The organism is Aeromicrobium sp. EU05-FHT14F07, assembly GCF_058790455.1.
The window spans coordinates 65,850-86,976 of record NZ_JBYTCR010000008.1; the positions used below are offsets into that span (position 1 = coordinate 65,850).

At 71.6% G+C, this 21,127-nt stretch carries 22 protein-coding genes and 1 tRNA gene; 14 read left to right on the forward strand and 9 right to left on the reverse strand.

Annotated features, from left to right (window positions below):
* Window positions 1-2 precede the first annotated feature (2 nt).
* The 4 genes from nuoL to AC3WRM_RS09305 are packed head-to-tail and all read left to right on the forward strand — an operon-like array spanning window position 3 to window position 6,097.
* Complete coding sequence (gene nuoL, locus AC3WRM_RS09290; RefSeq protein ID WP_492248060.1) at window positions 3-1,898, forward strand: NADH-quinone oxidoreductase subunit L; 1,896 nt, start codon at window positions 3-5, stop codon at window positions 1,896-1,898.
* A complete protein-coding gene (locus AC3WRM_RS09295; RefSeq protein WP_492248059.1) occupies window positions 1,895-3,475 on the forward strand; it encodes an NADH-quinone oxidoreductase subunit M in 1,581 nt (526 codons plus the stop codon). Before nuoL ends, AC3WRM_RS09295 begins: the two co-directional genes overlap by 4 nt.
* Complete coding sequence (nuoN, locus tag AC3WRM_RS09300; RefSeq protein ID WP_492248058.1) at window positions 3,475-5,085, forward strand: NADH-quinone oxidoreductase subunit NuoN; 1,611 nt, start codon at window positions 3,475-3,477, stop codon at window positions 5,083-5,085. Before AC3WRM_RS09295 ends, nuoN begins: the two co-directional genes overlap by 1 nt.
* Window positions 5,086-5,110: 25 nt before the next feature.
* On the forward strand, window positions 5,111-6,097 hold the full coding sequence (locus AC3WRM_RS09305) for a polyprenyl synthetase family protein (RefSeq protein ID WP_492248057.1): 987 nt from the start codon (window positions 5,111-5,113) through the stop codon (window positions 6,095-6,097).
* Window positions 6,098-6,121: 24 nt separating this feature from the next.
* On the opposite strand, the gene rarD is transcribed toward AC3WRM_RS09305, so the two are convergent.
* Window positions 6,122-7,033, reverse strand: a complete 912-nt coding sequence (rarD, locus tag AC3WRM_RS09310; RefSeq protein WP_492248056.1) for an EamA family transporter RarD — start codon at window positions 7,031-7,033, stop codon at window positions 6,122-6,124.
* A gap of 124 nt (window positions 7,034-7,157) precedes the next feature.
* Between rarD and AC3WRM_RS09315 the strand changes: the two genes are divergently transcribed.
* From AC3WRM_RS09315 to AC3WRM_RS09330, 4 genes are all read left to right on the forward strand, one after another.
* Window positions 7,158-7,820, forward strand: a complete 663-nt coding sequence (locus AC3WRM_RS09315) for a class I SAM-dependent methyltransferase (RefSeq protein WP_492248055.1) — start codon at window positions 7,158-7,160, stop codon at window positions 7,818-7,820.
* A gap of 18 nt (window positions 7,821-7,838) precedes the next feature.
* Entirely contained in the window at window positions 7,839-8,567 is a 729-nt protein-coding gene (locus AC3WRM_RS09320) for a YwaF family protein (RefSeq protein WP_492248054.1), read from the forward strand.
* An 80-nt stretch (window positions 8,568-8,647) separates the two neighbouring features.
* Window positions 8,648-9,013: a hypothetical protein gene (locus AC3WRM_RS09325; RefSeq protein WP_492248053.1), complete on the forward strand. Its 366-nt coding sequence runs from the start codon at window positions 8,648-8,650 to the stop codon at window positions 9,011-9,013.
* Window positions 9,014-9,135: 122 nt separating this feature from the next.
* Complete coding sequence (locus AC3WRM_RS09330; RefSeq protein ID WP_492248052.1) at window positions 9,136-9,504, forward strand: hypothetical protein; 369 nt, start codon at window positions 9,136-9,138, stop codon at window positions 9,502-9,504.
* A 19-nt stretch (window positions 9,505-9,523) separates the two neighbouring features.
* On the opposite strand, the gene AC3WRM_RS09335 is transcribed toward AC3WRM_RS09330, so the two are convergent.
* From AC3WRM_RS09335 to AC3WRM_RS09345, 3 genes are all read right to left on the reverse strand, one after another.
* Entirely contained in the window at window positions 9,524-10,015 is a 492-nt protein-coding gene (locus AC3WRM_RS09335) for a YajQ family cyclic di-GMP-binding protein (protein ID WP_253026026.1), read from the reverse strand.
* Window positions 10,016-10,108: 93 nt separating this feature from the next.
* Window positions 10,109-10,594: an SRPBCC family protein gene (locus AC3WRM_RS09340; protein ID WP_492248051.1), complete on the reverse strand. Its 486-nt coding sequence runs from the start codon at window positions 10,592-10,594 to the stop codon at window positions 10,109-10,111.
* Window position 10,595: 1 nt separating this feature from the next.
* A complete protein-coding gene (locus AC3WRM_RS09345) occupies window positions 10,596-10,970 on the reverse strand; it encodes an ArsR/SmtB family transcription factor (RefSeq protein ID WP_492248050.1) in 375 nt (124 codons plus the stop codon).
* 126 nt (window positions 10,971-11,096) lie between these two features.
* Between AC3WRM_RS09345 and AC3WRM_RS09350 the strand changes: the two genes are divergently transcribed.
* Window positions 11,097-11,178, forward strand: a tRNA-Tyr gene (locus AC3WRM_RS09350).
* Between the two features lie 90 nt (window positions 11,179-11,268).
* Here AC3WRM_RS09350 and AC3WRM_RS09355 read toward each other — a convergent pair.
* Entirely contained in the window at window positions 11,269-12,135 is an 867-nt protein-coding gene (locus AC3WRM_RS09355) for an alpha/beta fold hydrolase (protein WP_492248049.1), read from the reverse strand.
* Window positions 12,136-12,190: 55 nt separating this feature from the next.
* Between AC3WRM_RS09355 and AC3WRM_RS09360 the strand changes: the two genes are divergently transcribed.
* Window positions 12,191-12,556 (forward strand): MerR family transcriptional regulator, encoded by a 366-nt coding sequence (locus AC3WRM_RS09360; RefSeq protein ID WP_492248048.1) that lies wholly within the window; start codon window positions 12,191-12,193, stop codon window positions 12,554-12,556.
* Between the two features lie 217 nt (window positions 12,557-12,773).
* Here AC3WRM_RS09360 and AC3WRM_RS09365 read toward each other — a convergent pair whose 3' ends face one another.
* A complete protein-coding gene (locus AC3WRM_RS09365; RefSeq protein WP_492248047.1) occupies window positions 12,774-13,688 on the reverse strand; it encodes a dihydrodipicolinate synthase family protein in 915 nt (304 codons plus the stop codon).
* Between the two features lie 160 nt (window positions 13,689-13,848).
* Entirely contained in the window at window positions 13,849-15,114 is a 1,266-nt protein-coding gene (locus AC3WRM_RS09370; RefSeq protein ID WP_492248046.1) for an Nramp family divalent metal transporter, read from the reverse strand.
* Window positions 15,115-15,390: 276 nt separating this feature from the next.
* Between AC3WRM_RS09370 and AC3WRM_RS09375 the strand changes: the two genes are divergently transcribed.
* Window positions 15,391-16,407: a LacI family DNA-binding transcriptional regulator gene (locus AC3WRM_RS09375; RefSeq protein ID WP_492248045.1), complete on the forward strand. Its 1,017-nt coding sequence runs from the start codon at window positions 15,391-15,393 to the stop codon at window positions 16,405-16,407.
* Between the two features lie 21 nt (window positions 16,408-16,428).
* Here the strand turns inward: AC3WRM_RS09375 and AC3WRM_RS09380 are convergent, their stop codons facing one another.
* Window positions 16,429-17,829, reverse strand: coding sequence for an MFS transporter (locus AC3WRM_RS09380; RefSeq protein ID WP_492248044.1), 1,401 nt, complete (start codon window positions 17,827-17,829; stop codon window positions 16,429-16,431).
* Between the two features lie 57 nt (window positions 17,830-17,886).
* On the opposite strand from AC3WRM_RS09380, the gene AC3WRM_RS09385 reads away from it, so the two are divergent.
* The gene (locus tag AC3WRM_RS09385) at window positions 17,887-18,351 is read left to right on the forward strand and encodes a winged helix-turn-helix transcriptional regulator (protein WP_492248043.1); all 465 of its coding nucleotides are present in this window, start codon (window positions 17,887-17,889) and stop codon (window positions 18,349-18,351) included.
* 94 nt (window positions 18,352-18,445) lie between these two features.
* Here AC3WRM_RS09385 and ald read toward each other — a convergent pair whose 3' ends face one another.
* Complete coding sequence (gene ald / locus AC3WRM_RS09390; protein ID WP_492248042.1) at window positions 18,446-19,561, reverse strand: alanine dehydrogenase; 1,116 nt, start codon at window positions 19,559-19,561, stop codon at window positions 18,446-18,448.
* A 114-nt stretch (window positions 19,562-19,675) separates the two neighbouring features.
* Here ald and AC3WRM_RS09395 point away from each other — a divergent pair, with 114 nt between their 5' ends.
* Window positions 19,676-20,209: an Lrp/AsnC family transcriptional regulator gene (locus AC3WRM_RS09395; protein ID WP_492248041.1), complete on the forward strand. Its 534-nt coding sequence runs from the start codon at window positions 19,676-19,678 to the stop codon at window positions 20,207-20,209.
* A gap of 664 nt (window positions 20,210-20,873) precedes the next feature.
* Window positions 20,874-21,077 carry a DUF4177 domain-containing protein gene (locus AC3WRM_RS09400; protein WP_492248040.1) on the forward strand — a complete coding sequence of 68 codons (204 nt, stop codon included), beginning with the start codon at window positions 20,874-20,876 and terminating at the stop codon, window positions 21,075-21,077.
* Window positions 21,078-21,127: the final 50 nt, after the last annotated feature.

Consider the following 21,127-nt stretch of genomic DNA (forward strand, 5'->3'; position numbering starts at 1 on the left):
GCGTGCTCGATCTCGTCTGGCTGGTCGTCGTGGTGCCGCTCGTCAGCGGTCTCGGCCTGCTCGTGTGGGGCAAGGAGGGGGACCGCGTCGGCCACCTGGTCGGCACGGTCGCGTCGGCGGCGTCCTTCGTCATCGGCCTGGTGGCGTTCGTGCAGCTGCTCGGTCGTCCCGAGGACGACCGGTCCGTGGCCGAGACCCTGTTCACCTGGATCTCGGCGGGGCCGTTCCACGTCGACATGGCGTACCGGTTCGACCCGCTGTCGGCGCTGTTCGTGCTGCTGATCACCGGGGTCGGCACGCTCATCCACGTCTACTCGATCGGGTACATGGCGCACGACGAGCGCCGCCGGCGGTTCTTCGCGTACCTGAACCTGTTCGTCGCGGCGATGCTCACGCTCGTGCTGGCCGACGACTACCTCGTGCTGTTCCTCGGCTGGGAGGGCGTGGGGCTGGCGTCGTACCTGCTCATCGGGTTCTGGCAGCACAAGCCGTCGGCCGCCGCGGCGGCCAAGAAGGCGTTCGTGCTCAACCGGGTCGGCGACGTCGGCATGGCGCTGGCGATCATGCTGATGTTCGCGCAGCTCGGCACGTCGTCGATCCAGGCGGTCAACGCGACGGTCGCGGGGCAGGCGAGCGAGTCGGTCGCGACGGCGCTGGGGCTGCTCCTGCTGCTGGGTGCGTGCGGCAAGTCGGCGCAGGTGCCGCTGCAGGCATGGCTCCTCGACGCCATGGAGGGTCCGACGCCGGTGTCGGCGCTCATCCACGCGGCCACGATGGTCACCGCCGGCGTCTACCTGGTGGTGCGCAGCAACGGCATCTTCGACGCGGCGCCGGTCGCGCAGACGGCGGTGGTCGTGGTCGGCCTGGTCACCCTGCTCGCCGGTGCGTGGATCGGCTGCACCAAGGACGACATCAAGAAGGCGCTCGCCGGCTCCACGATGAGCCAGATCGGCTACATGATGCTGGCGGCCGGGCTGGGCCCCGCGGGCTACGCGTTCGCGATCTTCCATCTCGTCACGCACGGCTTCTTCAAGGCCAACATGTTCCTCGGCGCCGGCTCGGTCATGCACGGCATGGCTGGGCCGGACGGGGAGGGGGACGTCGACATGCGGCACTACGGTGCGCTGCGCCGGGCGATGCCGGTCACGTTCGCCACGTTCGGGCTGGGGTACCTCGCGATCATCGGCTTCCCGGGCTTCTCGGGCTTCTTCTCCAAGGACAAGATCATCGAGGCGGCGTTCGGCGAGTCGTTCTGGATCGGCCTGGCCGCGCTGCTCGGCGCGGGCGTGACGGCGTTCTACATGACCCGCCTCATGGTCATGACGTTCACGTCGCCGAGGCGCTGGCTCGACGACGTGCACCCCCACGAGTCGCCGCGCGTGATGACCGTGCCGCTCGTGGTGCTCGCGGCGCTGTCGGTCCTGGGCGGCGTGCTGGTGCTGGGCGGCTGGATCGAGCACTGGCTCGAGCCGGTCGTCGGCCCGAGCGTCCACCACGAGCTCGCGGTGCCCGCCTGGGTCGTGTCGGTCGTCGTCACCGCGGTGGTGGCGGTCGGGGTGGTGCTGGCCTGGGTCACGTACACCCGGACGCCGATCGCCCAGACCGCGCCCGCCGACCCCGACGTCTCCGTGCTCACCCGCGCCGGTCGGAACGAGCTCTACGGCAACGCGGTCAACGACACGCTCGTCGTCCGGCCCACACGGCACCTGACCCGGGTGCTGGTCTTCCTCGACGCACGGCTCGTCGACGGCCTCGTCCGCGGTCTCGCCGACCGGCTCGGTGACACGTCCCAGTTCCTGCGCACGCCCCAGACGGGCTACGTCCGCAGCTACGCCCTCAGCATCCTCGTCGGCTCCCTCGTCGTGGTGCTCGCACTCCTGGCGGTGACGCTCGCATGATCCTGTCCGTCCTCGCCGCCGCCCCGCTCGTCGGGGCGCTCGTCGTCACGCTCATGCCGCGCACGGCCGCTGCCGCACGGTCGGTGAAGGTGGTCGCGCTGGCGTCGTCGCTCGTGACGCTCGCCCTGGCGCTCTACGTCACCTCGCAGTTCGACATCGGCGCCGGTGGCTACCAGCTGACCGAGCAGCACGAGTGGATCGGCGCGCTCGGCGTGCACTACGCGCTGGGGGTCAACGGCATCGGGCTCACGCTCGTCCTCCTCACGACGGTGCTCGTCCCGATCGTCCTCTTGGCCGCCTGGGAGGACCGCCTGCCCGCGTCCCGCAGCGTCAACTCCTACCTCGCCTGGATGCTCGTCCTGGAGGCGCTCGCGATCGGCGTCTTCTGCGCGACCGACGCCTTCCTCTTCTACGTGCTCTTCGAGGCGACGCTGATCCCGATCTACTTCCTCATCGGGTCCTACGGCGGCGCGGGTCGCACCTACGCGGCCGTGAAGTTCCTCATCTACAACCTGGTCGGCGGCCTGCTCATGCTCGCCTCGATCGTCGGCCTGTACGTCGTCACCGCCCGTGCGGGCGACCCGACGTACCTCCTGTCGGACCTCTCCGGCCTCGACGTCGGCACCACCACCGAGCGGCTGCTGTTCCTCGGGTTCATGGCGGCGTTCGCGATCAAGGCGCCGCTGTTCCCGTTCCACACGTGGCTGCCGGACGCCGCGGGGACCGCCACGCCCGCGACCTCGGTGCTGATGGTCAGCATCATCGACAAGGTCGGCACGTTCGGCATGCTGCGGTGGTGCCTCGAGTTGTTCCCCGGGGCGTCCGAGTGGGCCAGCCCCGTGGTGATCACGCTCGCGGTCGTCAGCATCCTGTACGGCGCGCTGCTTGCGATCGGCCAGGACGACGTCCGCCGGCTGGTCGCGTTCACGTCGGTGTCGCACTTCGGCTTCATCATCCTCGGCATCTTCACCTTCACCCACACGGCGACGGCCGGGTCGACGCTCTACATGTTCAACCACGGGCTCTCGACCGCGGCGCTGTTCCTCGTGACCGGCATGATGGTCGCCCGTCGCGGCTCCGCCAGCATCAGCGACTTCGGCGGTGTGCAGAAGGTCGCGCCGGTGCTGGCCGGCATCCTCCTGCTCGCAGGCCTCTCGAGCCTGTCGCTGCCGGGCCTCGCGCCGTTCGTGAGCGAGTTCATGGTGCTCGCGGGCACGTTCACGCGCTCGGTGCCGGCGGCGGTGCTGGCCACGCTGGGCATCGTGCTGGCGGCGCTGTACATCCTCATCATGTACCAGCGGACGATGACCGGTCCGCTGCAGCCGGAGGTGGCGCACCTGCGCGACCTCGACCACCGCGAGGTGGCGGCGCTGGCTCCCGCGGTCGTGCTGATCGTCGGGCTCGGCTTCTTCCCGCAGCCGATGCTCGACCTCGTGAACCCCGCCGTGGACGAGGTGGTCACCCACGTGGGCGTCGGGGACCCGCCGCCGCGGACCCCGGCCGAGCTCGGTGGGCTCACCGGCGCCGGAGCCTACGTGCCCGAGCACGGCCCGCACGAGACGGAGGGTGGTCACTGATGGCGACGCTGCTGCTGGCCGACCGGCCCGACATCGCCGCGCCCACGATCGAGTGGTCGCTGCTGTCCCCGCTGCTCGTCGTCGCGGGCGTCGCCATGGTCGCCGTGCTGGTGGAGACGTTCTGGCCGCGCCGCACGCGGTTCACCGCGCAGGCGGTGCTGGCCGGTCTCGGCCTGCTCGCCGCGCTGCTCGACACCGCCCGCGTGTACGTGTCGCTCGACCGGGTGGACGGCGACGTCGTCGGACGTGGCACCCCGGTGGCGGAGGGCGCGGTGACGGTCGACGGCCCCGGCGTGCTCACCTGGGGCCTGCTCCTCGTGTTCGCCCTGCTCAGCCTCGCCCTGTTCGCCGAGCGTCGGCTCGACGGGGGGCTCAGTGCCTTCACGGGCCGCGCGGTCGACCCGCCCGGCTCCGCCGGCGAGGCGGAGGCGACCCGGCTGCGCCTGGAGCACACGGAGACGTTCCCACTCCTGCTGTTCGCGCTCGTGGGCATGATGCTGTTCGCGTCGGCGAACGACCTCGTCACGATGTTCGTGGGGCTGGAGGTCATGAGCCTGCCGCTGTACCTGCTGTGCGGGTTGGCCCGCCGTCGCCGGCTGATCAGCCAGGAGGCGTCGCTCAAGTACTTCCTGCTGGGCGCGTTCTCCTCGGTGTTCTTCCTCTACGGCGTGGCGCTCGCCTACGGCTACGCGGGCAGCTTCCGCCTGGCCGACATCGACACCGCGGTGACGAGCCGGACGGGCGGTGAGCACCTGCTGCTCGCGGCGATCGGCCTGATCAGCGTCGGCATGCTGTTCAAGGTCGGGGCCGTGCCCTTCCACCAGTGGACGCCGGACGTCTACCAGGGAGCCCCGACACCGGTGACGGCGTTCATGGCCGCAGGCACCAAGGCGGCAGCTTTCATCGCGTTCACGCGGGTGCTGTTCGTCGCGTTCGGCGGGGCGTCGTGGGACTGGCGGCCGCTGCTGTGGGTCGTCGCGCTGCTGACGATGGTGGTCGGCTCGCTCGTCGCGATCGCGCAGACCGACGTCAAGCGGATGCTGGCCTACTCCTCGGTCGCGCACGCCGGGTTCCTGCTGGTCGGCCTCGCCGGTGCGTACGTCGCCGACTCCGAGCGCATCACGTCGGTCTCCGGTCTGCTGTTCTACCTGGGCGTCTACGGCGTCTCGTCGATCGGCGCCTTCGCGGTGGTGACGGTCGTGCGCGACGCGGGCGGCGAGACCACGCACCTGTCGCGCTGGGCGGGCCTCGGCAAGGAGTCGCCGTTCCTGGCGGGGTCCTTCGCGCTGTTCATGCTGTCGTTCGCCGGGATCCCCCTCACGGGTGGCTTCATCGGCAAGTGGAGCGTGTTCAGCGCGGCGTGGTCCGGCGGCTACGGCGCCCTGGTGGTCGCGGGCGTGCTCACGAGCGCGGTGGCGGCCTACTTCTACGTGCGCGTGATCGTGCTGATGTTCTTCACCGACCCCGTCGGCGACGGCCCGACCGTGGCACTTCCCAGCGTCTTGACTACGGTGGTCATCGCAGCAGCCGCTGCGGGCACGCTGGTCCTGGGCATCCTGCCAGGTCCGGTGCTCGACCTCGCTCAGCACGCGGGAACCTTCGTGCGCTGAGCCGACCTTGACCAGGAGCCGGGACGTGTCGCTGGGATTCTCGTTCGACGAGCCGGAGCTCGAGGAGCGCGTGCGCCGTGGCGTGGAGACCGTGGAGGCGCGGCTCGCCGAGGCCGTCGACAGTCCCGAGCCGTTCGTCGCCGAGGCGGCCGCCCACCTCGTGAACGCCGGGGGCAAGCGCTTCCGGCCGCTGCTCGTCGTGCTGGCGGCACAGCTGGGCGACGCCGACCACCCCGACGTGGTCCCGTCGGCGGTCGTCGTCGAGCTGACGCACCTGGCGACGCTGTACCACGACGACGTGATGGACGAGGCGCCGCTGCGCCGGGGTGCGCCGAGCGCGAACGACCGGTGGGGCAACTCGCTGGCGATCCTCGTCGGCGACTACCTGTTCGCGCAGGCGTCGGAGCTGGTCTCGACCCTCGGCACCGAGGCCGTGCGGATCCAGGCCGAGACGTTCTCCCGCCTGGTCCGCGGGCAGATCCGCGAGACCGTCGGGCCGGCCGAGGGCGAGGACGCCCTCCAGCACTACCTCGACGTGGTGGCCGACAAGACCGGGTCGCTGATCGCCACGTCGGCCCGGTTCGGCGCGCGGGCGTCGCGTGCCGGCGAGGAGGTCGAGGCCGCGCTGACCGAGTTCGGCGAGCGGATCGGCGTCGCGTTCCAGCTGAGCGACGACGTGCTCGACATCGCGAGCGAGAGCGACGACTCGGGCAAGACGCCCGGCACCGACCTGCGCGAGGGGGTGCCGACCCTGCCGACGCTGCTCGCGCTGCGCGGCGACGACCCGGCCGACGCGCAGCTGCGGGAGCGGCTGTCGGGCCCGATCGAGGACGAGTCGGTCGTCGCGGAGGTGCTGGCCGCGCTGCGCGTGCACCCGGCGATGGCGGAGGCGCGCGCCTACGTGCAGGCCGAGGCCGACGCGGCGCGTGTGCTGCTGGCGGACCTGCCCGACGTGCCGGCCCGTCACGCGCTCGAGGCGCTCTGCGACAGCCTGGCCGACCGCGTCGCCTGACCGTTCCGTGGCCGGGGCCGCGCCTCAGGCCGTGACGACCGGCCGTGGCGCTCGTCGTCGGCTGGTGACCGCGTCGACGGTGAAGATGACGAGGGCCGCCCAGACGAGCGCGAAGCCGATCCACCGCGCCGTGCTCATGGTCTCGTGGAAGACGAACAGGCCGAGCAGGAACTGGATGAACGGGCCGAGGTACTGCAGCAGGCCGATCGTGGTGAGCGAGAGCCGGGTGGCAGCGGCGGCGAACATCAGCAGCGGGATGGCCGTCACGACGCCCGTGCCCGCCAGCAGGGCGGCGTTGCCGGCGCCGGCGTGGCCGAAGGTGAGGTCGCCGCGCAGCTGCAGGACGACGAGGAAGGCGAGCGCGAAGGGCGCGAGGATGAGGGTCTCCATGCCGAGCCCCTCGAACGCGCCGAGCGACGCGCGCTTCTTGAGGAACCCGTAGGTGGCGAAGGAGCCGGCGACGAGCAGCGCGATCCACGGGAGCCGTCCGTAGTCGACGGTGAGGACGACGACGGCGACGAACCCGATGCCGACCGCGACCCACTGCGCGGGCCGCAGCGTCTCCTTGAGCACCAGCACGCCGAGCAGCACGGTGACGAGCGGGTTGATGAAGTAGCCGAGCGACGTCTCGATGACGTGGCCGTTCGTGACGCCCCAGATGAACCCGCCCCAGTTCAGCGCGATGGTGACCGACGCGAGGGCGAGGAACAGCATGAGCGTCCGGTCGCGGGCGATGTCGCGGAAGCGACCCCAGCGTCGGGTGACGGCGATGAGCACGAGCACGAACGCCAGCGACCAGACGATGCGGTGCGCGAGCACCTCGAGCGGCCCCGCCGGCTCCAGCAGCGGCCAGTAGAGCGGGAACAGCCCCCAGCAGAGGTACGCGCCGATCCCGTACGGCAGCCCGCTCCCGGTCCGCTCCTCCGCCTCCGCCACCAGCGCAGCCTAGTCACCCTTGGGGTTGGGCCCCACCCAGTGGGTGACTCCCCACCCCAGCGCTGAGGTGGGACGAACCCCTGGGGGTGGGGCGATAGGGATGATCCTGCGCGACCATGGACGCATGCCGACGCCGCGCTGGTTCACCGACACCGACGAGAACCACTCGACCTGGTACCGCGACCGCTTCCGCGCGCTCGCGGCGGAGGGGGCCGACCTGGAGGGGGAGGCGCGGTTCGTCGACGCCCTGGCGCCGCGGCGGCCCGGCGGGGGTGCCGGGCCGGGGGCGGCGGGTCGGCCCGGCGGGGGTGCCGGGCCGGGGGCGGCGGGTGGAACCGGCGCGCGCATCCTCGACGCCGGCTGCGGTGCGGGTCGCCTCGGTGGCGCGCTGCACCACCGCGGCCACGATGTCGTCGGTGTCGACGCCGACGAGGTGCTCGTCGCCGAGGCTCGCGAGACGCACCCCGGGCCGACCTGGCTGGTTGCCGACCTGCTCGACGTCGACCTCGACGCGACGTTCGACGTCGTCGTCACGGCGGGCAACGTGATGGTCTTCCTCGCGCCCGGCACGGAGCAGGGCGTGGTCGCGAACCTCGCCCGCCACGTGGCCGACGGCGGTGCTCTCGTGCTCGGTTTCCGCCTGGACTGGCACTACGGCCTGGCCGACCTCGACGCCCACCTCGCCGCGGCGGGGTTCGCGGTGGAGCAGCGGTTCTCGACGTGGGACCTGCGTCCGCTGACTGCCGATGCCGAGTTCGCGGTCACGATCGCCCGCCGCGCCACCTGAGCGGGCTACGCTGCGCGCGTGGACATCGACGGCACCACCCTGCTGGCCGCGGGTGAGTTCCAGGCGTACGGCACGAGCCACCTGGTCGTCCTGGCGTTGTTCGCGATCGGGCTGGTCCCCGTGGTGCTGCTCGGGCGCCGGGTCCGCGGCACGACCATGGAGGCGACGACGAGCCGGGTGCTCGCGCTCGGCATCGTGGCCGTCACCGTCCCGTTGCAGGTGCTGCAGCTGCTGCCCGACGAGTGGAGCCCGCGCACGTCCTTGCCGTTCCAGCTGTGCGACCTCGCGTGGATGTTCGCGGTGCACGCACTGTGGACGCGCTCGCGCCTGACGTCGACGGTCACCTACCTGTGGGGTCTCACGCTGACGACGCAGGGCATGGCCACGCCCGATCTGTCGTCGAACTGGCCGGAGCCGCGCTTCATCATGTTCTGGGCCATGCACGTGCTGATCGTGTGGGCGGCGGTCTACCTCGTCGCCGGGCTGCGCGTCCTGCCGACGTGGGCGACCTACCGCCGCACGGTGGTCGTCACGCTCGTCTGGGCGGCGTCGGTCATGACCTACAACGCGCTGATGGACACCAACTACGGCTACCTCAACGGCAAGCCGAACCGGGCGTCGCTGCTCGACGTGCTCCCGGCGTGGCCGTACTACGTGGCGGTCGAGATCGTCGTGGTGGCCGCGGTGTGGGCGCTGCTGGTGTGGCCGTGGACGCGGCGCGGCAGCGCGGCCCACGTCGGAGGATGAGAACCCTCTCACCGATCCGTCATGGAGGTCTCACGTTGCGTGGCTTCGATGGGCTCATCACCGATCGAAGGAGAACCCCCATGACGTCCCTCCGCGCCCTCGCCGCGACCGCCACCGCCCTCGTCCTCGCCCTCGGCGTCAGTGCCTGCGGGTCCGACGACGATGACGACGTGCGCCCTGCCGGCACGTCCGCCCCTGCCGCGACCGAGGCGAGCGGCAGCCCCTCGAGCGCCCCGAGCGTCGACTCCGACGACGTCACCGACGAGGCGCTGCGCCAGAAGCTGGAGAAGGCGGCGCTGGCGGAGGTCGGGCGTGGCACCGTCACCGACGTCGAGCGCAGCGACGACCGCGGCCACGCCTACGAGGTCGAGGTCGACCTCGGCAACGACGACGACGTCACCGTCGAGCTCGCCGAGGACGCCTCGGTCGTGCGCGTCGACCGCTGACGCCCGCGTCGCACCGCGAGCACGACGCCCCCGCCGGACCAGCCCGGCGGGGGCGTCCTGCCGTGCCGGGACCACGGAAAGTCGCTGGGTCGATCGTCCGTCGGGTCCCTAGGGTCGACTGCATGGACGAGCATGCCGACACCAACGAGACGGTCGACGCCGACAGCGGGTGCGCCCACTGCGGCCGTGGGGTCGACCCTGCGGCCGACCGGGCGATCACGATCGTGGTGGGTCGGTCCGAGCGCCTGGACTCCGAGGAGGAGCGCTGCTTCCGCCACGAGCAGGTCTTCCTGTTCTGCGATCTCGAGCACGCCAACGCCCACCTCGGCGAGCACCCGCTGCAGGACGAGTGGCCCGACAGCGAGGTGCTCGAGCCGCACGACGGCGACCTCGGGGCGTTCGGCTGCTTCCTGCTCGCCGTGCTCCTGCTGGTGCTGCTCGTCGTCGGCGCGGTGGTCAGCGTGGCCTGGCTCTGGGACGTCGTGACCTGACGGCCCCGGACGCAGCCTGTCAGCGGTAGTTGACGAACTGCAGGGGGAAGTCGAGATCGGCGCCCTTGAGCAGCGCGATGACCTCCTGCAGGTCGTCGCGCTTCTTGCTGGTGACGCGCAGCTCGTCGCCCTGCACCTGCACCTTGACGCCCTTCGGGCCCTCGTCGCGGATCAGCTTGGAGACCTTCTTGGCCTGCTCGGTGCTGATGCCCTGGCTGAAGCTGCCGTTGATCTTGACGTCCTTGCCGCTCTGGCGCGGGTCGCCGGTCTCGAGCGCCTTGAGGCTGATGCCGCGCTTGATCAGCTTCTCCTTGAACACCTCGAGGACGGCGAGGGCGCGCTCGTCGGCGTTCGCCGTGATCTCGATGCCCTCCTCGCCCTTCCACTCCAGCAGCGCGCCGGTGTTCTTGAAGTCGTAGCGGGTGGAGATCTCCTTCATCGCCTGGTTGAGCGCGTTGTCGGCCTCCTGGCGATCGAGCTTGCTGACGATGTCGAACGAGGAGTCGGCCACGGGTTCTCTCCTGGTGGGTGTCGGGACGGCGAAGGGGTGGGACCCGCAGGTCCCACCCCTCAGCCTAGGCGCTCGCGCTCGTCCGGTCGTCGCTCAGGCGGCGAGCAGCACGTCGATCTGGTCGATCGCCAGACGGCTGCCCTCCTCGACCCCCATGTCGATGACCTGCTGCAGGGCCTCGAGCGTCTCGTACGTCGACGTGTACACGGCACGCGTGCCACCCTCGATCGACTCGAACCGGAAGGTGTTGGTCGAGACCGGCATGCCCTCGACGGGCCGGAGGTCGTCGTCGGCGAACCCGTCGCGGAAGTCGAAGCCGTGCGGCGCGTCGACGGCGGTGACCTCCCACCAGCCGCCGAAGCGCTGCCCGTCGGGGCCGGTCATGTAGTAGGTGAGCCGGCCGCCCTCGCTGAGGTCGTGGTCGACGAAGGTGGCGGGGAACGTGGGCGGTCCCCAGACCCGCTCGAGCTGGCGCGGGTCGGCGTAGATGGCGCACACGCGCTCGACGGGTGCGGCGAACTCGGCGGTGATGGTCAGGGTGCGCTGGTCCAGGTCCTTCTGGACGTCGGTGACGGGCATGTCAGGTCTCCTTGCGGGTGGGTGTGGTGTCGTGCTGGGGGTCCTCGGGCGTGCCGAGCAGGAGGTCGTCGATGCGGGCGACGCGTCCGCGCCACACGTGCTCGAGCTCGTCGAGCAGCGTGCCGACGGACCGGACGGCCTCGACGTCGCCGCTCGCGAGCGCCTCGCGGCCGACGCGCCGCTTGGTGACGAGACCGGCGCGCTCGAGCACCGCGACGTGCTTCTGCACGCCCGCGAAGCTCATGGGGTACCGCTCGGCGAGCGTGCTCACGGAGTGCTCGCCGGCCAGGACGCGGCGCAGGATGTCGCGTCGGGTCCGGTCGGCCAGGGCGTGGAAGAGGGCGTCGGCCCGGTCCTCGTCCTGCTCGCTGCTCATGATCACAATCTACAACCAATTGGTTGTAGATTGTCAACCCCTCGGCGGGACGGATCCGGTTGGGCCGCGTGGTGCCGGCTGCGGTATGGTTTCTCGTCGTTGCCCACCTCGGTGGTCGACATCCTTGGCAGGTTGCCCGAGCGGCCAAAGGGAGCTGACTGTAAATCAGCCGGCATTGCCTTCAGAGGTTCGAATCCTCTACCTGCCACAGCGCCAGACGCTGGAACCGACGGCCCCGTCGGGCGAGAGCCCGCCGGGGCCGTCGGGTTCTCCGGGGCCTCCTGCCACGCCAGTGCCGTCATCCGACGTGGTCGAGCCAGCGCCTGAGGTCGTCGACGAGGAGCTCCGGTGCCTCGAGGGGCACCAGGTGCCCGGCCCCGCGGATCGTGAGCACGTCGACGGGGCCCGCGAGCCGGTCCGCGAGCTCGGCCGCCTGCTCCACGGGGAGCCACGGGTCCTGCTCGCCCCAGCCGACGCGCACCGGGCAGCGCGTGCGTCCGAGCCGCTCGACGACCGGCCGCGTGTGGGCGGGCTCCAGCTGTGCGACCTGGGCGTAGAAGGCACGCTGGCCGTGCGGGGTCGTCCACGGTGCGACGAGCTCGTCCACCTGCTGCGCGTGGAGCGACCCGCGACCGGCGCCCGACACGTACTCCCGCACGAGGGCCGCGTGGAGAGGCGCGGGGAGGGCGGCGAACACCGCCTCGTGCTCCGCGACCAGCCGGAAGAACGGGGAGCCCCACGGGTCGAGTGTCACGACGTCGAGCAGGTACAGCGACGCGAACGCCGATGCCTCGAGCAGGTGGGCCCCGAGGGCGACGGCGCCCCCGACGTCGTGGGCGACGACGTGGGGCGACGTCAGGTCCCAGTGCTGCAGGAGTGCCGCGAGCCGGCGTCGCTGCGCCTCGAGATCGACCCTCGGGTCGCGAGTCGGTGGACCCTCGGGGATCGAGGCGCCGTAGCCGGGCATGTCCCACAGGAGCACGCGGTGCGTGGCCGCCAGCGCGTGGGCCACCGGCGCCCAGACGGCCGACGACCACGGCGTGCCGTGGCAGAGCACCACGTCGCCCCCGGGCTCGCGGCCTGACGGCTCGAGCACGTAGGTCGCGACGCGGGCCCCGTCGAGGTCGACGTAGCGCGGCGGAGGGAGGCGGTCGGGCGAGGACATGGCTCGCACGCTAGGACTTCAGGTCGACCTGAAGTCAAGGTGGCACGATGGGGCGATGAGGGTGGGAGCAGCGGCTGCGCGGGTGGGTGTCGCGGCCCACGTGCTGCGTCACTGGGAGGACGAGGGGGTCGTCGTGCCCGACCGGACGGCCGCCGGACATCGCGACTACACGGACGAGCACCTGCACCGGCTCCGGGTCGTCCGGTCCTGCCAGCGGGTCGGTCTCCGGCTCTCGCAGATCCGGCTGGTCCTGCACCGCGACGCGGCGGGACGGGACAGCGTCATCGCGGAGCACCTCGAGCACCTGCGTCGTCGACGCGCCGAGCTCGACACGGCCGAGGCGTTCCTCACCCACGTGCTCACGTGCGAGCACGACCTGATGAGCCGGTGCGAGCGCTGCTCGGCCTACCCGGCAGGCTGACGGGCACGTCCTCGTACCCGCGGCGCCCCTCCTCGCGCGTGCGAGCTCGATGTCGTGGAGAAGTCCGACCTCCTCGACGGGCCGAGCCCGCGTGAGTGAGCCTCCCGGAGCGTGACGAGGGCCGGTGGGCCCGGGGGCCGGGCCCCGCTCCGACGTGTCCACCACGGCGAGGCGGGGCGCGGCGCCCGGAGCCACCGGCCGCTGCGTGTGGGGCGGTTCAGATGATCCCGGCGTGCTTGAGCGCGAGGCTGATCTCGCCCTGCGCCTCGGGGGCGAGGTCGAGCAGCGGAGGACGGACCGCGGCGTGCTCGAGCTTGCCGCGCTCGACGAGTGCCAGCTTGAGCGCCACGGTGCCCTCCATGTGGGAGCCGCGGTGGTACACCGCCTTCGTCACGGGCAGCAGCGCGTCGTGCAGAGCGCGGGCGGCGGGGTAGTCCTGGGCCTTGCCGGCGGCGATCAGCTCGACGAGCAGCTCCGGGGCGATGCCCCCGTAGCCGACCAGCAGGCCGTCGACGTCGAACATGGTGTGCAGGAGGTACTCGTCGTGGCACGAGAGGATCTGCAGGTCGGGCAGCTCCTGGCGGAGCACCGGGATCTCGGTGTCCCATCGCCGCATGTTGCGCACGCCGTTCTTGGTGGCGAAGACACCGGCCTGGGCGCCGATCTCGAGCTGCGTCTCCAGGTCGTAGCTGGCCTTGGTGGCGTCGGGGTACTGGAACAGGATGAGCGGCAGACCGGACTCCTCGTGGACGATCCGGTACCGCTCCTGCGGGGCGCCCTGCTGGTAGCCGAAGCGCAGCCAGCCGTGCGACGGGTACAGCAGGCCGGCCGAGGCTCCCGCGTCGATCGCGCGCTTGGCCTCCAGGCCGGCGACCTTGTCGCCCTCGCCGGTGATGCCGGCGATCACGGGGACCTCGCCGGCGTTCTCGACGGCGACCTCGATGACGCGGACCTGCTCCTCCTGGGTCAGGTAGGTGCCCTCGCCGGCGTGGCCGAGGTAGACCAGTCCGGTGATGCCGGGGATGGATGCGTACCAGCGGGTCAGCGACGCCACGGCGTCGTAGTCGACCTCGAGGTCGCGGGTGAACGGGGTGACGGGAGCGGGGGTGAGGCCGCGCAGGTCGAGCGTCATGGTGGTTCCTTCGTCGCGGATGGTCGGATTGGAACGTTCGCGGGAACGTTCCCGTTCTCAGTGTGAGTGACCGTGGTCACGCTGTCAAGGTCCGTGGTCTGGCGACGCGACGCACGTCGGCCCCGCTCCTGTGCGAGGAGCGGGGCCGACCGGAGGACGGTCAGAGCAGGGTGGTCAGCAGTCGGTAGCAGAGGGCGAAGATGGCCACCAGGCCCGCAACGCCCAGCACGTTCTGCCACCACCGGTTCACGAAACGGCCCATCAGGTCGCGCCGGGTGGTCATGACGAACAGCAGCAGCCCGAGCATCGGTGCCACGACGACGGTGAGGGCCTGCGCGGTGATGATCAGCTCGACGGGCGAGCCGCTCGCCACCAGGGTGACCACGAGCCCGAACGTCAGCACGGTGAGCATGCCGATCTTCACGCCCAGCCGTTCCATCGTGTTGCCGTGGCCCAGGCCGTCGGACAGCAGCGTGCCGCCGGCGGTCGCGTTGGCGACCATCGAGGAGAACGCGGCGGCCGAGAAGCCGAGCCCGAAGAGCACGCTGCCGAAGTCGCCGGCCACGGGGCGCAGGACGTTCGCGAGCTCGGGGAACGAGGCTGCGGCGGTGCCCGTGTTCTGCAGGGCGGCTGCGGCGGTGACGATCACCAGTGCGGTCATGATGCCCGGGGCGAGGATGCCGGGGATGGTGTCGGCGATCGTCGTCGTGCGGTAGTCCTCGGCCCTCAGGCCGCGCTCGCGGGAGGCGTAGCCCGTGAAGAAGGCGGCGTTGATGGAGAAGTTCGTGCCGACGAGAGCGATGACGAGCAGGCCGGCGTCCGACGGCAGGGTCGGGAACAGGCCGTCGGCCGCCGACACCCAGTCGGGCTGGGAGAGGAAGGCGCCGAGGACGAAGCCGATGCCCATCAGCACCACCATGCCGAGCATGGCCCGCTCGAACAGCTTGTAGTAGTTCGGCGCCCAGGCGACGGCGGCGACGACGATCGTGCAGCCGAGCGTCCACAGCGTCGGCGACCCGCCGAACAGCATCGAGAACCCGAGGCCGGAGCCCACGGCGTTGCCGACGGAGAAGCAGAGGCTGATGAGGAAGACGCCGATGCCGGCCGCGGCGCCGACGGGACGGCCGAGACGGTCCTTGATCGTCTGCACCAGGGAGCCGGGGGAGACGACGGCGAGGCGCACGCTCATGTCGGTGAAGGCGATCATGAGCACCGTGGAGAGGGCGATGACCCAGATGAGGGTGTAGCCGTGGGCACTGCCGGCCTGCACGGCCGACGCGAGGTTGCCGGGCCCGAACTGCCAGGCGCCGGCGATGAAGCTGGGCCCCATGAGGGCGAAGGTGGCGGTGAGCCCGCGGCGGGACCGGCGGGGCTGCTCGTCGGCGGGCCCCACCGGGTCGGTGCGGACGGGTGCGGTGTCGGTCATGGGCGTCCTTCTCTGTCTACCCCGCGGACGGCTCGTCCGGGGGGTCCGGCCGGTCGGTCCGGCCGCTGCTCCCGAGGTGGACGGGACGGTGCCAGGGGCGGTGGCCGATGTGACAACGTTCACGGGAACGTTCCCATCGTGTGTGACGGGGAACACGCTGTCAACCGTCCCGGCGGATTCTCTCGCGGTCGGGCGCACTGGTGGCGGCCCCGCGTGCTCCTATGCTGGGCGGGAACGATCCCACCGACCCCGCCCGACGAGCACCGAGGAGCGAGCGTGACCGAGTCGCCGCTGCGTCCGCCCACGATCCTCGACGTCGCACGGGAGGCCGGGGTCTCGAAGTCGACCGTCTCCCGCGTGCTCGACGAGCGGCTTCCGACGTCGCACAGCGCGTCGGCCCAGCGCGTGCGCGACGCCGCCCAGCGTCTCGGCTACCGCCGCGACCGGTTCGCCTCGGCCCTGCGTCGTCAGCAGACCCGCACGGTGGGCGTCCTGGTGCCCCGCCTCACCGACACGGTCATGGCGATGACCTTCGAGCAGGTCGCGGCCGCCTGCGCCCGACGCGACCAGTTCGCCATCGTCGCCACGACCGACGACGACCCGGCCACCGAGCAGGAGGCCGTCGAGCGGCTGCTCGACCAGCGGGTCGACGGCCTCGTGCTCACCACGGCCCGCCTGGGCGACGACCTCACCGCACGTCTGCGCGACCGCGGCGTCCCGGTCGTCCTCGCGCTGCGCGCGGACGGCAGCACCCCGTCCGCGGTGGGCGATGACGAGCTCGGCGGCTACCTCGCGGCCCGGCACCTCGTCGACCTCGGGCACCGTCGCATCGCGCTCGTGGCGGGTCCGTCGTACGCGTCGAGCGCCGTCGGGCGGCAGGCCGGCTTCCGCCGTGCTCTGGCGGAGGTGGGGGTCACCGACGTCGGCGACCTGGTGCACGAGTCGGCGTTCAGCATGGAGTCCGGCGAGGACGTCGCGCGGCGCGTGCTGGCGTCGCCCGACCGCCCCACGGCGGTGTTCGCGGTGAACGACAACACGGCGATCGGAGTGCTGGCCGCGGCTCAGGCCCTCGAGCTCTCGGTGCCGGAGGACGTCTCGGTCGTGGGCTACAACGACGTTCCGGTCTCGGCCCGCCTGCCCCGGCCGCTCACGACCGTGAGAGTGCCGTTCGACCAGATCGCGGCCGCCACCCTCGAGCTGCTGGACGAGACGCGGGCGGGTGCCCCTGTCCGTCACGTCGTCGTCGCCCCGACGCTCATCCCGCGCAGCACCTCGGCCCGGCCCCCGTCGTAGCCGTCGGCGGGCGTCGCTGGATCACGCCGTCCGCACCGGCTCCGGGGCCCGGCTGGTCATCCCGAGGGCGAGCACGGCTGCGACCAGCAGTGCACCCGCCGAGACCGCCCACGTCGTGACGAAGCCGTCGCGGGCGGCCATGCCCTGCGCGCCGCCCACGATCGCGAACAGCACGCTGACGCCGACGACGAAGCCGATCTGCCGCGACATGGTCACGACGGCGCTGCCCGTCGCGGACTGGTGGGGTGCGAGCTCGCGGGTGCCGCCGGCGATGAGGTTGGGCAGGGCGAGACCCACGCCGACGCCGCCGAGGAGCCAGCCGGGCAGGTAGGTCGACGCGAACGCGGGCTCCGGGCCCATCACCGAGATCAGCCAGACGTTGCCCAGCGCGCACACCACCGAGCCCGCGGCCACCAGGCGTGCGGGGGACACGTCGGCGAGGAACCGGTGCGCGAGGGCGGCCGTGACCGGCACCATGGCCGGACCGACGGCGACGGCGAACCCGGTGCGCAGCGACGAGTAGCCCCAGATCTGCTGCAGCCACAGGATGCCCACGAGCAGCTGGGCCGCGAAGGCGACGTTGAAGGCCAGCATCGCCAGGTTGGCGTAGCGGAACGAGCGCACGCGCAGCAGCTCCGGGTGGATGACCGGCGACGGGTGGCGTCGCGACTGCGCCCAGAACGATGCGCCGAGGACGACCGCCGCGCCCAGCGACCCGAGCGTGCGCAGGTCCAGCCAGCCCCAGTCGTTGCTCTTCGTGAGGCCGAGGGCGAGGAGCCCGACGGCGCCGGCGAACACCGCGGCCCCGGCCAGGTCGGGGCGGGTCGCGTCGTCGTCGGCCGGACCGTCCTGCACGGCGGTGACGGCGAGCCACAGCAGCACCAGGCCGACGGGCAGGTTGATGAGGAAGACCCAGTGCCACGAGACCTGGGTGAGCACGCCGCCGACCGTCGGGCCGAACGCTGCTGCCAGGGCGCCGGTGGCGGCCCAGAGCCGCACCGCACCCACGCGTCGTTCCGGCGGCAGGGCGGCCATGAGGATGCCCAGGCTGGTGGGGGTCATGGCGGCGGCGCCGGCTGCCTGGAGCACGCGGAACGCGACGAGCATCCACACGTCGGGGCTCGTCGCGCAGGCGACGCTGGCCGCGACGAACAGCGCGAGCCCGCCGACGAAGAGTCGCTTGCGCCCGTACCGGTCGCCGAGTCGACCGAACGGGACCAGGAGGGCAGCGAAGGCGACGGCGTACGCGTTGAGCACCCAGCTCAGGTCGGCGGCGCTCGGACCTCCCGGCCGGCCGACGCCGAGGTCGCGCCCGATGTCGTCGAACGCGACGTTGACGACGAAGAGGTCGAGGCTGGACATGAAGGCGGCGCCGATGGTCGCGAGCACGACGGCTCTCGAACCCTGGCTTGTGCTGGGCATAGCCAGGACCGTAGCGCCTGGCTTCGCTTCTGCCAAGTCAGGCGGTAGGGTCGTCCCATGCCCGCTCGACTCGAAGGACGTCTCGCCGCGCCCGACCGACCCTCGCCCGGTGACCACTGCCCGATCGACCGCGCCCTCGCCGTGGTCGGCACGCGGTCGGCCCTGCTGCTCCTGCGCGAGGTCTCCTACGGCACGACGCGCTTCGACGACCTCGCCCACCGGGTCGGCATCAGCGACGCCGTCGCGTCCGCGCGGCTGCGCGAGCTGCGCGAGGCCGGGCTCCTTGAGCGCCGTCCCTACCGCGAGGAGGGGCAGCGCACGCGCCAGGAGTACGTGCTCACGGCGAGCGGCGAGGAGCTGCTGCCCGTGCTGCTGGCTCTCGCGGCGTGGGGGCGTCGCCACACCGACCACCCGCACTCGCCCCGCTTCGCGCACGCCGGATGCGGCGCCGAGGTCGAGCCGGAGGTGCGGTGCGCCGCGGGCCACGTCGTGGCCCTCGACGATCTCGTCGTCTCGGGCTGAGGGGTCGCGAGCTGCGCGCCCCCGATTCGGAACGTCACCGCCCGTTCTCGTCGCGAGAAGGGGCGATGACGTTCCGAAACGGGGGGAGGGACGGCTAGGCGAGCGCGTCCTCGAGCGACGTCGGCGTGAGTCCGTGGGCCTGCGCGACGGGGGCGTTGGTGACCGCGCCCGCGTGGGTGTTGAGGCCCAGGGCGAGGCTCGGGTCGGCGCGCAGCGCGTCGCGCCAGCCGCGGTCGGCGAGCGCGACCGTGTACGGCAGCGTCGCGTTGGTGAGCGCGTAGGTCGACGTGTGCGGGACGGCGCCCGGCATGTTCGCCACGCAGTAGAACGTCGAGCCGTGCACCTGGAACGTCGGGTCGTCGTGGGTGGTCGGGCGGGTGTCCTCGAAGCAGCCGCCCTGGTCGACGGCGATGTCGACGAGCACCGACCCCGGCTTCATCTGCGCGACGAGGTCGTTGCTCACCAGCTTCGGGGCGGCCGCGCCGGCCACGAGCACCGCACCGATGACCAGGTCGGCCTGGCGGACCTGCTCCTCCAGCACGTAGGTGGACGACGCGAGCCCGTGGACCTGGTTGTTGTAGCGCCAGAACGACATGCGCAGCTTCTCGAGGTCGGTGTCGAGGAGGGTGACGTCGGCGCCCATGCCGAGCGCGATGTTGGCGGCGTTCTGGCCGGAGACGCCGGCGCCGATGATGACGACCTTGGCGTTCGCGACGCCGCCCACGCCGCCGAGCAGCACGCCACGTCCGCCCTGCGCCTTGAGCAGGGAGTGCGCGCCGACCTGCGGGGCGAGGCACCCCGCCACCTCGGACATCGGGTACAGGAGTGGGAGCCCGCCGCTCGGCAGCTGCACCGTCTCGTAGGCGATGCCGGTGGTGCCAGCGTCGACGAGCGCCTCGGTGAGGGGGCGGTCGGCGGCGAGGTGCAGGTAGGTGAAGAGGGTCAGGTCGTCGCGCAGCAGCGGGTACTCCGACGCGACCGGCTCCTTGACCTTGAGGACCATCTCGGCCTCGCCCCAGACGTCCTCCGCCCGGTCGAGAAGGCGTGCGCCCGCCCGCTCGTACTCCTCGTCGGTGATCGACGACCCGAGGCCCGCGCCCCGCTGCACGTGGACGTCGTGCCCGTGCGCCACCAGCTCGTGGACGCCCACGGGCGTGAGGGCCACGCGGTACTCGTGGTTCTTGACTTCCTTCGGCACTCCGACGCGCATGGCACTCCTTCGACGATCGACTGGTGGTGACCATCCTGGGGATTCCGGTGCTGTGCTGGAGAAAAGTCCGCACGATCGTCGAGATGGAGTGCTGTCGCCGACTATCGTTCGTCCATGGGTGGTGTCACGGGCGGTCCGTCGAACGGGTCGGACCCTGGCGCGCCCGGACCGCGGTCGGTCGTGCTCGACGACATCGACCGCCGTCTCCTCGATGTGCTGTCCGACGACGCGCGCGTGCCGAACAACGTGCTGGCCGAGCGGGTCGGCATCGCCCCGTCGACGTGCTCGCTGCGCCTGCGGCGGCTGGTGTCGAGCGGGGTGGTCCGCGGCTTCCACGCCGACCTCGACCCCGCCGCCGTCGGTCGGCCCATCCAGGCGATGATCGCCGTGCGGCTGCAGCCCGCGGCCCGCGCCGACATCGGCTCGGTCGCACCCCGGCTCGCCGCGCTGCCCGGCGTGCTCAACGTCTTCTTCCTCGCCGGCGACGACGACTTCCTCATCCAGGTGGCGCTCCCTTCGCCGGACGCCCTGCGTGCCTTCGTCATCGACCACCTCAGCGCGTCGCGCGAGTTCACGTCGACCGAGACGAGCCTCGTCTTCGAGCACGTGCGCGGGTCGGCATCGACGTGGGACGTCCGTCCCGACTGAGCTCCTGAATCTTGACGGTCGACGTGAGTCTGGTCTGCCCTTGACGATGTGGACCGGACTGAGTCGCAGGGAGTGGTCACGACGCTGCGGCAGAAGGTATAGGAGGAACTCATGTTCAAGAGGTGCGCCGCAGTGAGTGGGTCACTGGTGTTGATGCTGGCACTCCTTCCAGCGGCGTCTGCCCCGGCAGCAGACTGCACCTACGACAAGCGGGGCGTAGGAGCGGGTTACGAGTTTCACTGGAGCTGCTCGAGTCATAGCAAGAACACGAAGTACGACTGGCGAGGGACGTATGCCTTCGACGTCAACGTCGGCGGTAGGACGGGAAGGGCCGTCGTGGCCAACCGATTCGGATACGTCGTGACGACGGTACGAGGGTAGAATTGTCGATGCTCAGCTGGCCGACTGGACGGTAAGGGTCGCCACGGGTCCCGCGAGGGAGAAGGTTCCAGAAGTAGACCCCGGGCCTCCGCCAGCCACCCGTCCCATCGACCACCTCAGCGCCTCGCGCGAGTTCACGCGGGTTGGGGTCGGGGCTGGAGTGAGACGGGCACGCCGAGACTCGCCGGCTCTTCGCCCGTTCGGCCACGCTCGGACCCCTGGCGGCGGTAGACATCCGCTGGGGACCGCGACCGCCGCGCTCCCGCGACGAGAGGTGTCGACGATGAACTACGTGGTGCTGCAGGTGACGCTCAAGGAGAAGCTGCTCAGCTCGAGGTCGGGAAACCTCGCCGAGCTGGAGAACGCGATCAACGCGCAGGCCGAGAAGGGCTACCGCCTGCACACCATCACCACCGCCTCCGCCGCGAGCGGTGGCTTCGGCGGCGGCGACCGCATCCAGGCGACGATGGTCTTCGAGAAGCTCTGAGTGCGGGACGACCGAGCGGTTCCGCTCGCCGTCGCATCGTGGGAGGCTGG

Bases quoted from the DNA above. Each gene is read 5' to 3' on its own strand.
- AC3WRM_RS09295 (WP_492248059.1), top strand. From the start codon at position 1,895: ATGATCCTGTCCGTCCTCGCCGCCGCCCCGCTCGTCGGGGCGCTCGTC.
- nuoN (WP_492248058.1), top strand. From the start codon at position 3,475: ATGGCGACGCTGCTGCTGGCCGACCGGCCCGACATCGCCGCGCCCACG.
- AC3WRM_RS09315 (WP_492248055.1), top strand. From the start codon at position 7,158: ATGCCGACGCCGCGCTGGTTCACCGACACCGACGAGAACCACTCGACC.
- AC3WRM_RS09325 (WP_492248053.1), top strand. From the start codon at position 8,648: ATGACGTCCCTCCGCGCCCTCGCCGCGACCGCCACCGCCCTCGTCCTC.
- AC3WRM_RS09330 (WP_492248052.1), top strand. From the start codon at position 9,136: ATGGACGAGCATGCCGACACCAACGAGACGGTCGACGCCGACAGCGGG.
- AC3WRM_RS09340 (WP_492248051.1), bottom strand. From the start codon at position 10,594: ATGCCCGTCACCGACGTCCAGAAGGACCTGGACCAGCGCACCCTGACC.
- AC3WRM_RS09345 (WP_492248050.1), bottom strand. From the start codon at position 10,970: ATGAGCAGCGAGCAGGACGAGGACCGGGCCGACGCCCTCTTCCACGCC.
- AC3WRM_RS09355 (WP_492248049.1), bottom strand. From the start codon at position 12,135: ATGTCCTCGCCCGACCGCCTCCCTCCGCCGCGCTACGTCGACCTCGAC.
- AC3WRM_RS09360 (WP_492248048.1), top strand. From the start codon at position 12,191: ATGAGGGTGGGAGCAGCGGCTGCGCGGGTGGGTGTCGCGGCCCACGTG.
- AC3WRM_RS09365 (WP_492248047.1), bottom strand. From the start codon at position 13,688: ATGACGCTCGACCTGCGCGGCCTCACCCCCGCTCCCGTCACCCCGTTC.
- AC3WRM_RS09370 (WP_492248046.1), bottom strand. From the start codon at position 15,114: ATGACCGACACCGCACCCGTCCGCACCGACCCGGTGGGGCCCGCCGAC.
- AC3WRM_RS09380 (WP_492248044.1), bottom strand. From the start codon at position 17,829: ATGCCCAGCACAAGCCAGGGTTCGAGAGCCGTCGTGCTCGCGACCATC.
- AC3WRM_RS09385 (WP_492248043.1), top strand. From the start codon at position 17,887: ATGCCCGCTCGACTCGAAGGACGTCTCGCCGCGCCCGACCGACCCTCG.
- ald (WP_492248042.1), bottom strand. From the start codon at position 19,561: ATGCGCGTCGGAGTGCCGAAGGAAGTCAAGAACCACGAGTACCGCGTG.
- AC3WRM_RS09395 (WP_492248041.1), top strand. From the start codon at position 19,676: ATGGGTGGTGTCACGGGCGGTCCGTCGAACGGGTCGGACCCTGGCGCG.
- AC3WRM_RS09400 (WP_492248040.1), top strand. From the start codon at position 20,874: ATGAACTACGTGGTGCTGCAGGTGACGCTCAAGGAGAAGCTGCTCAGC.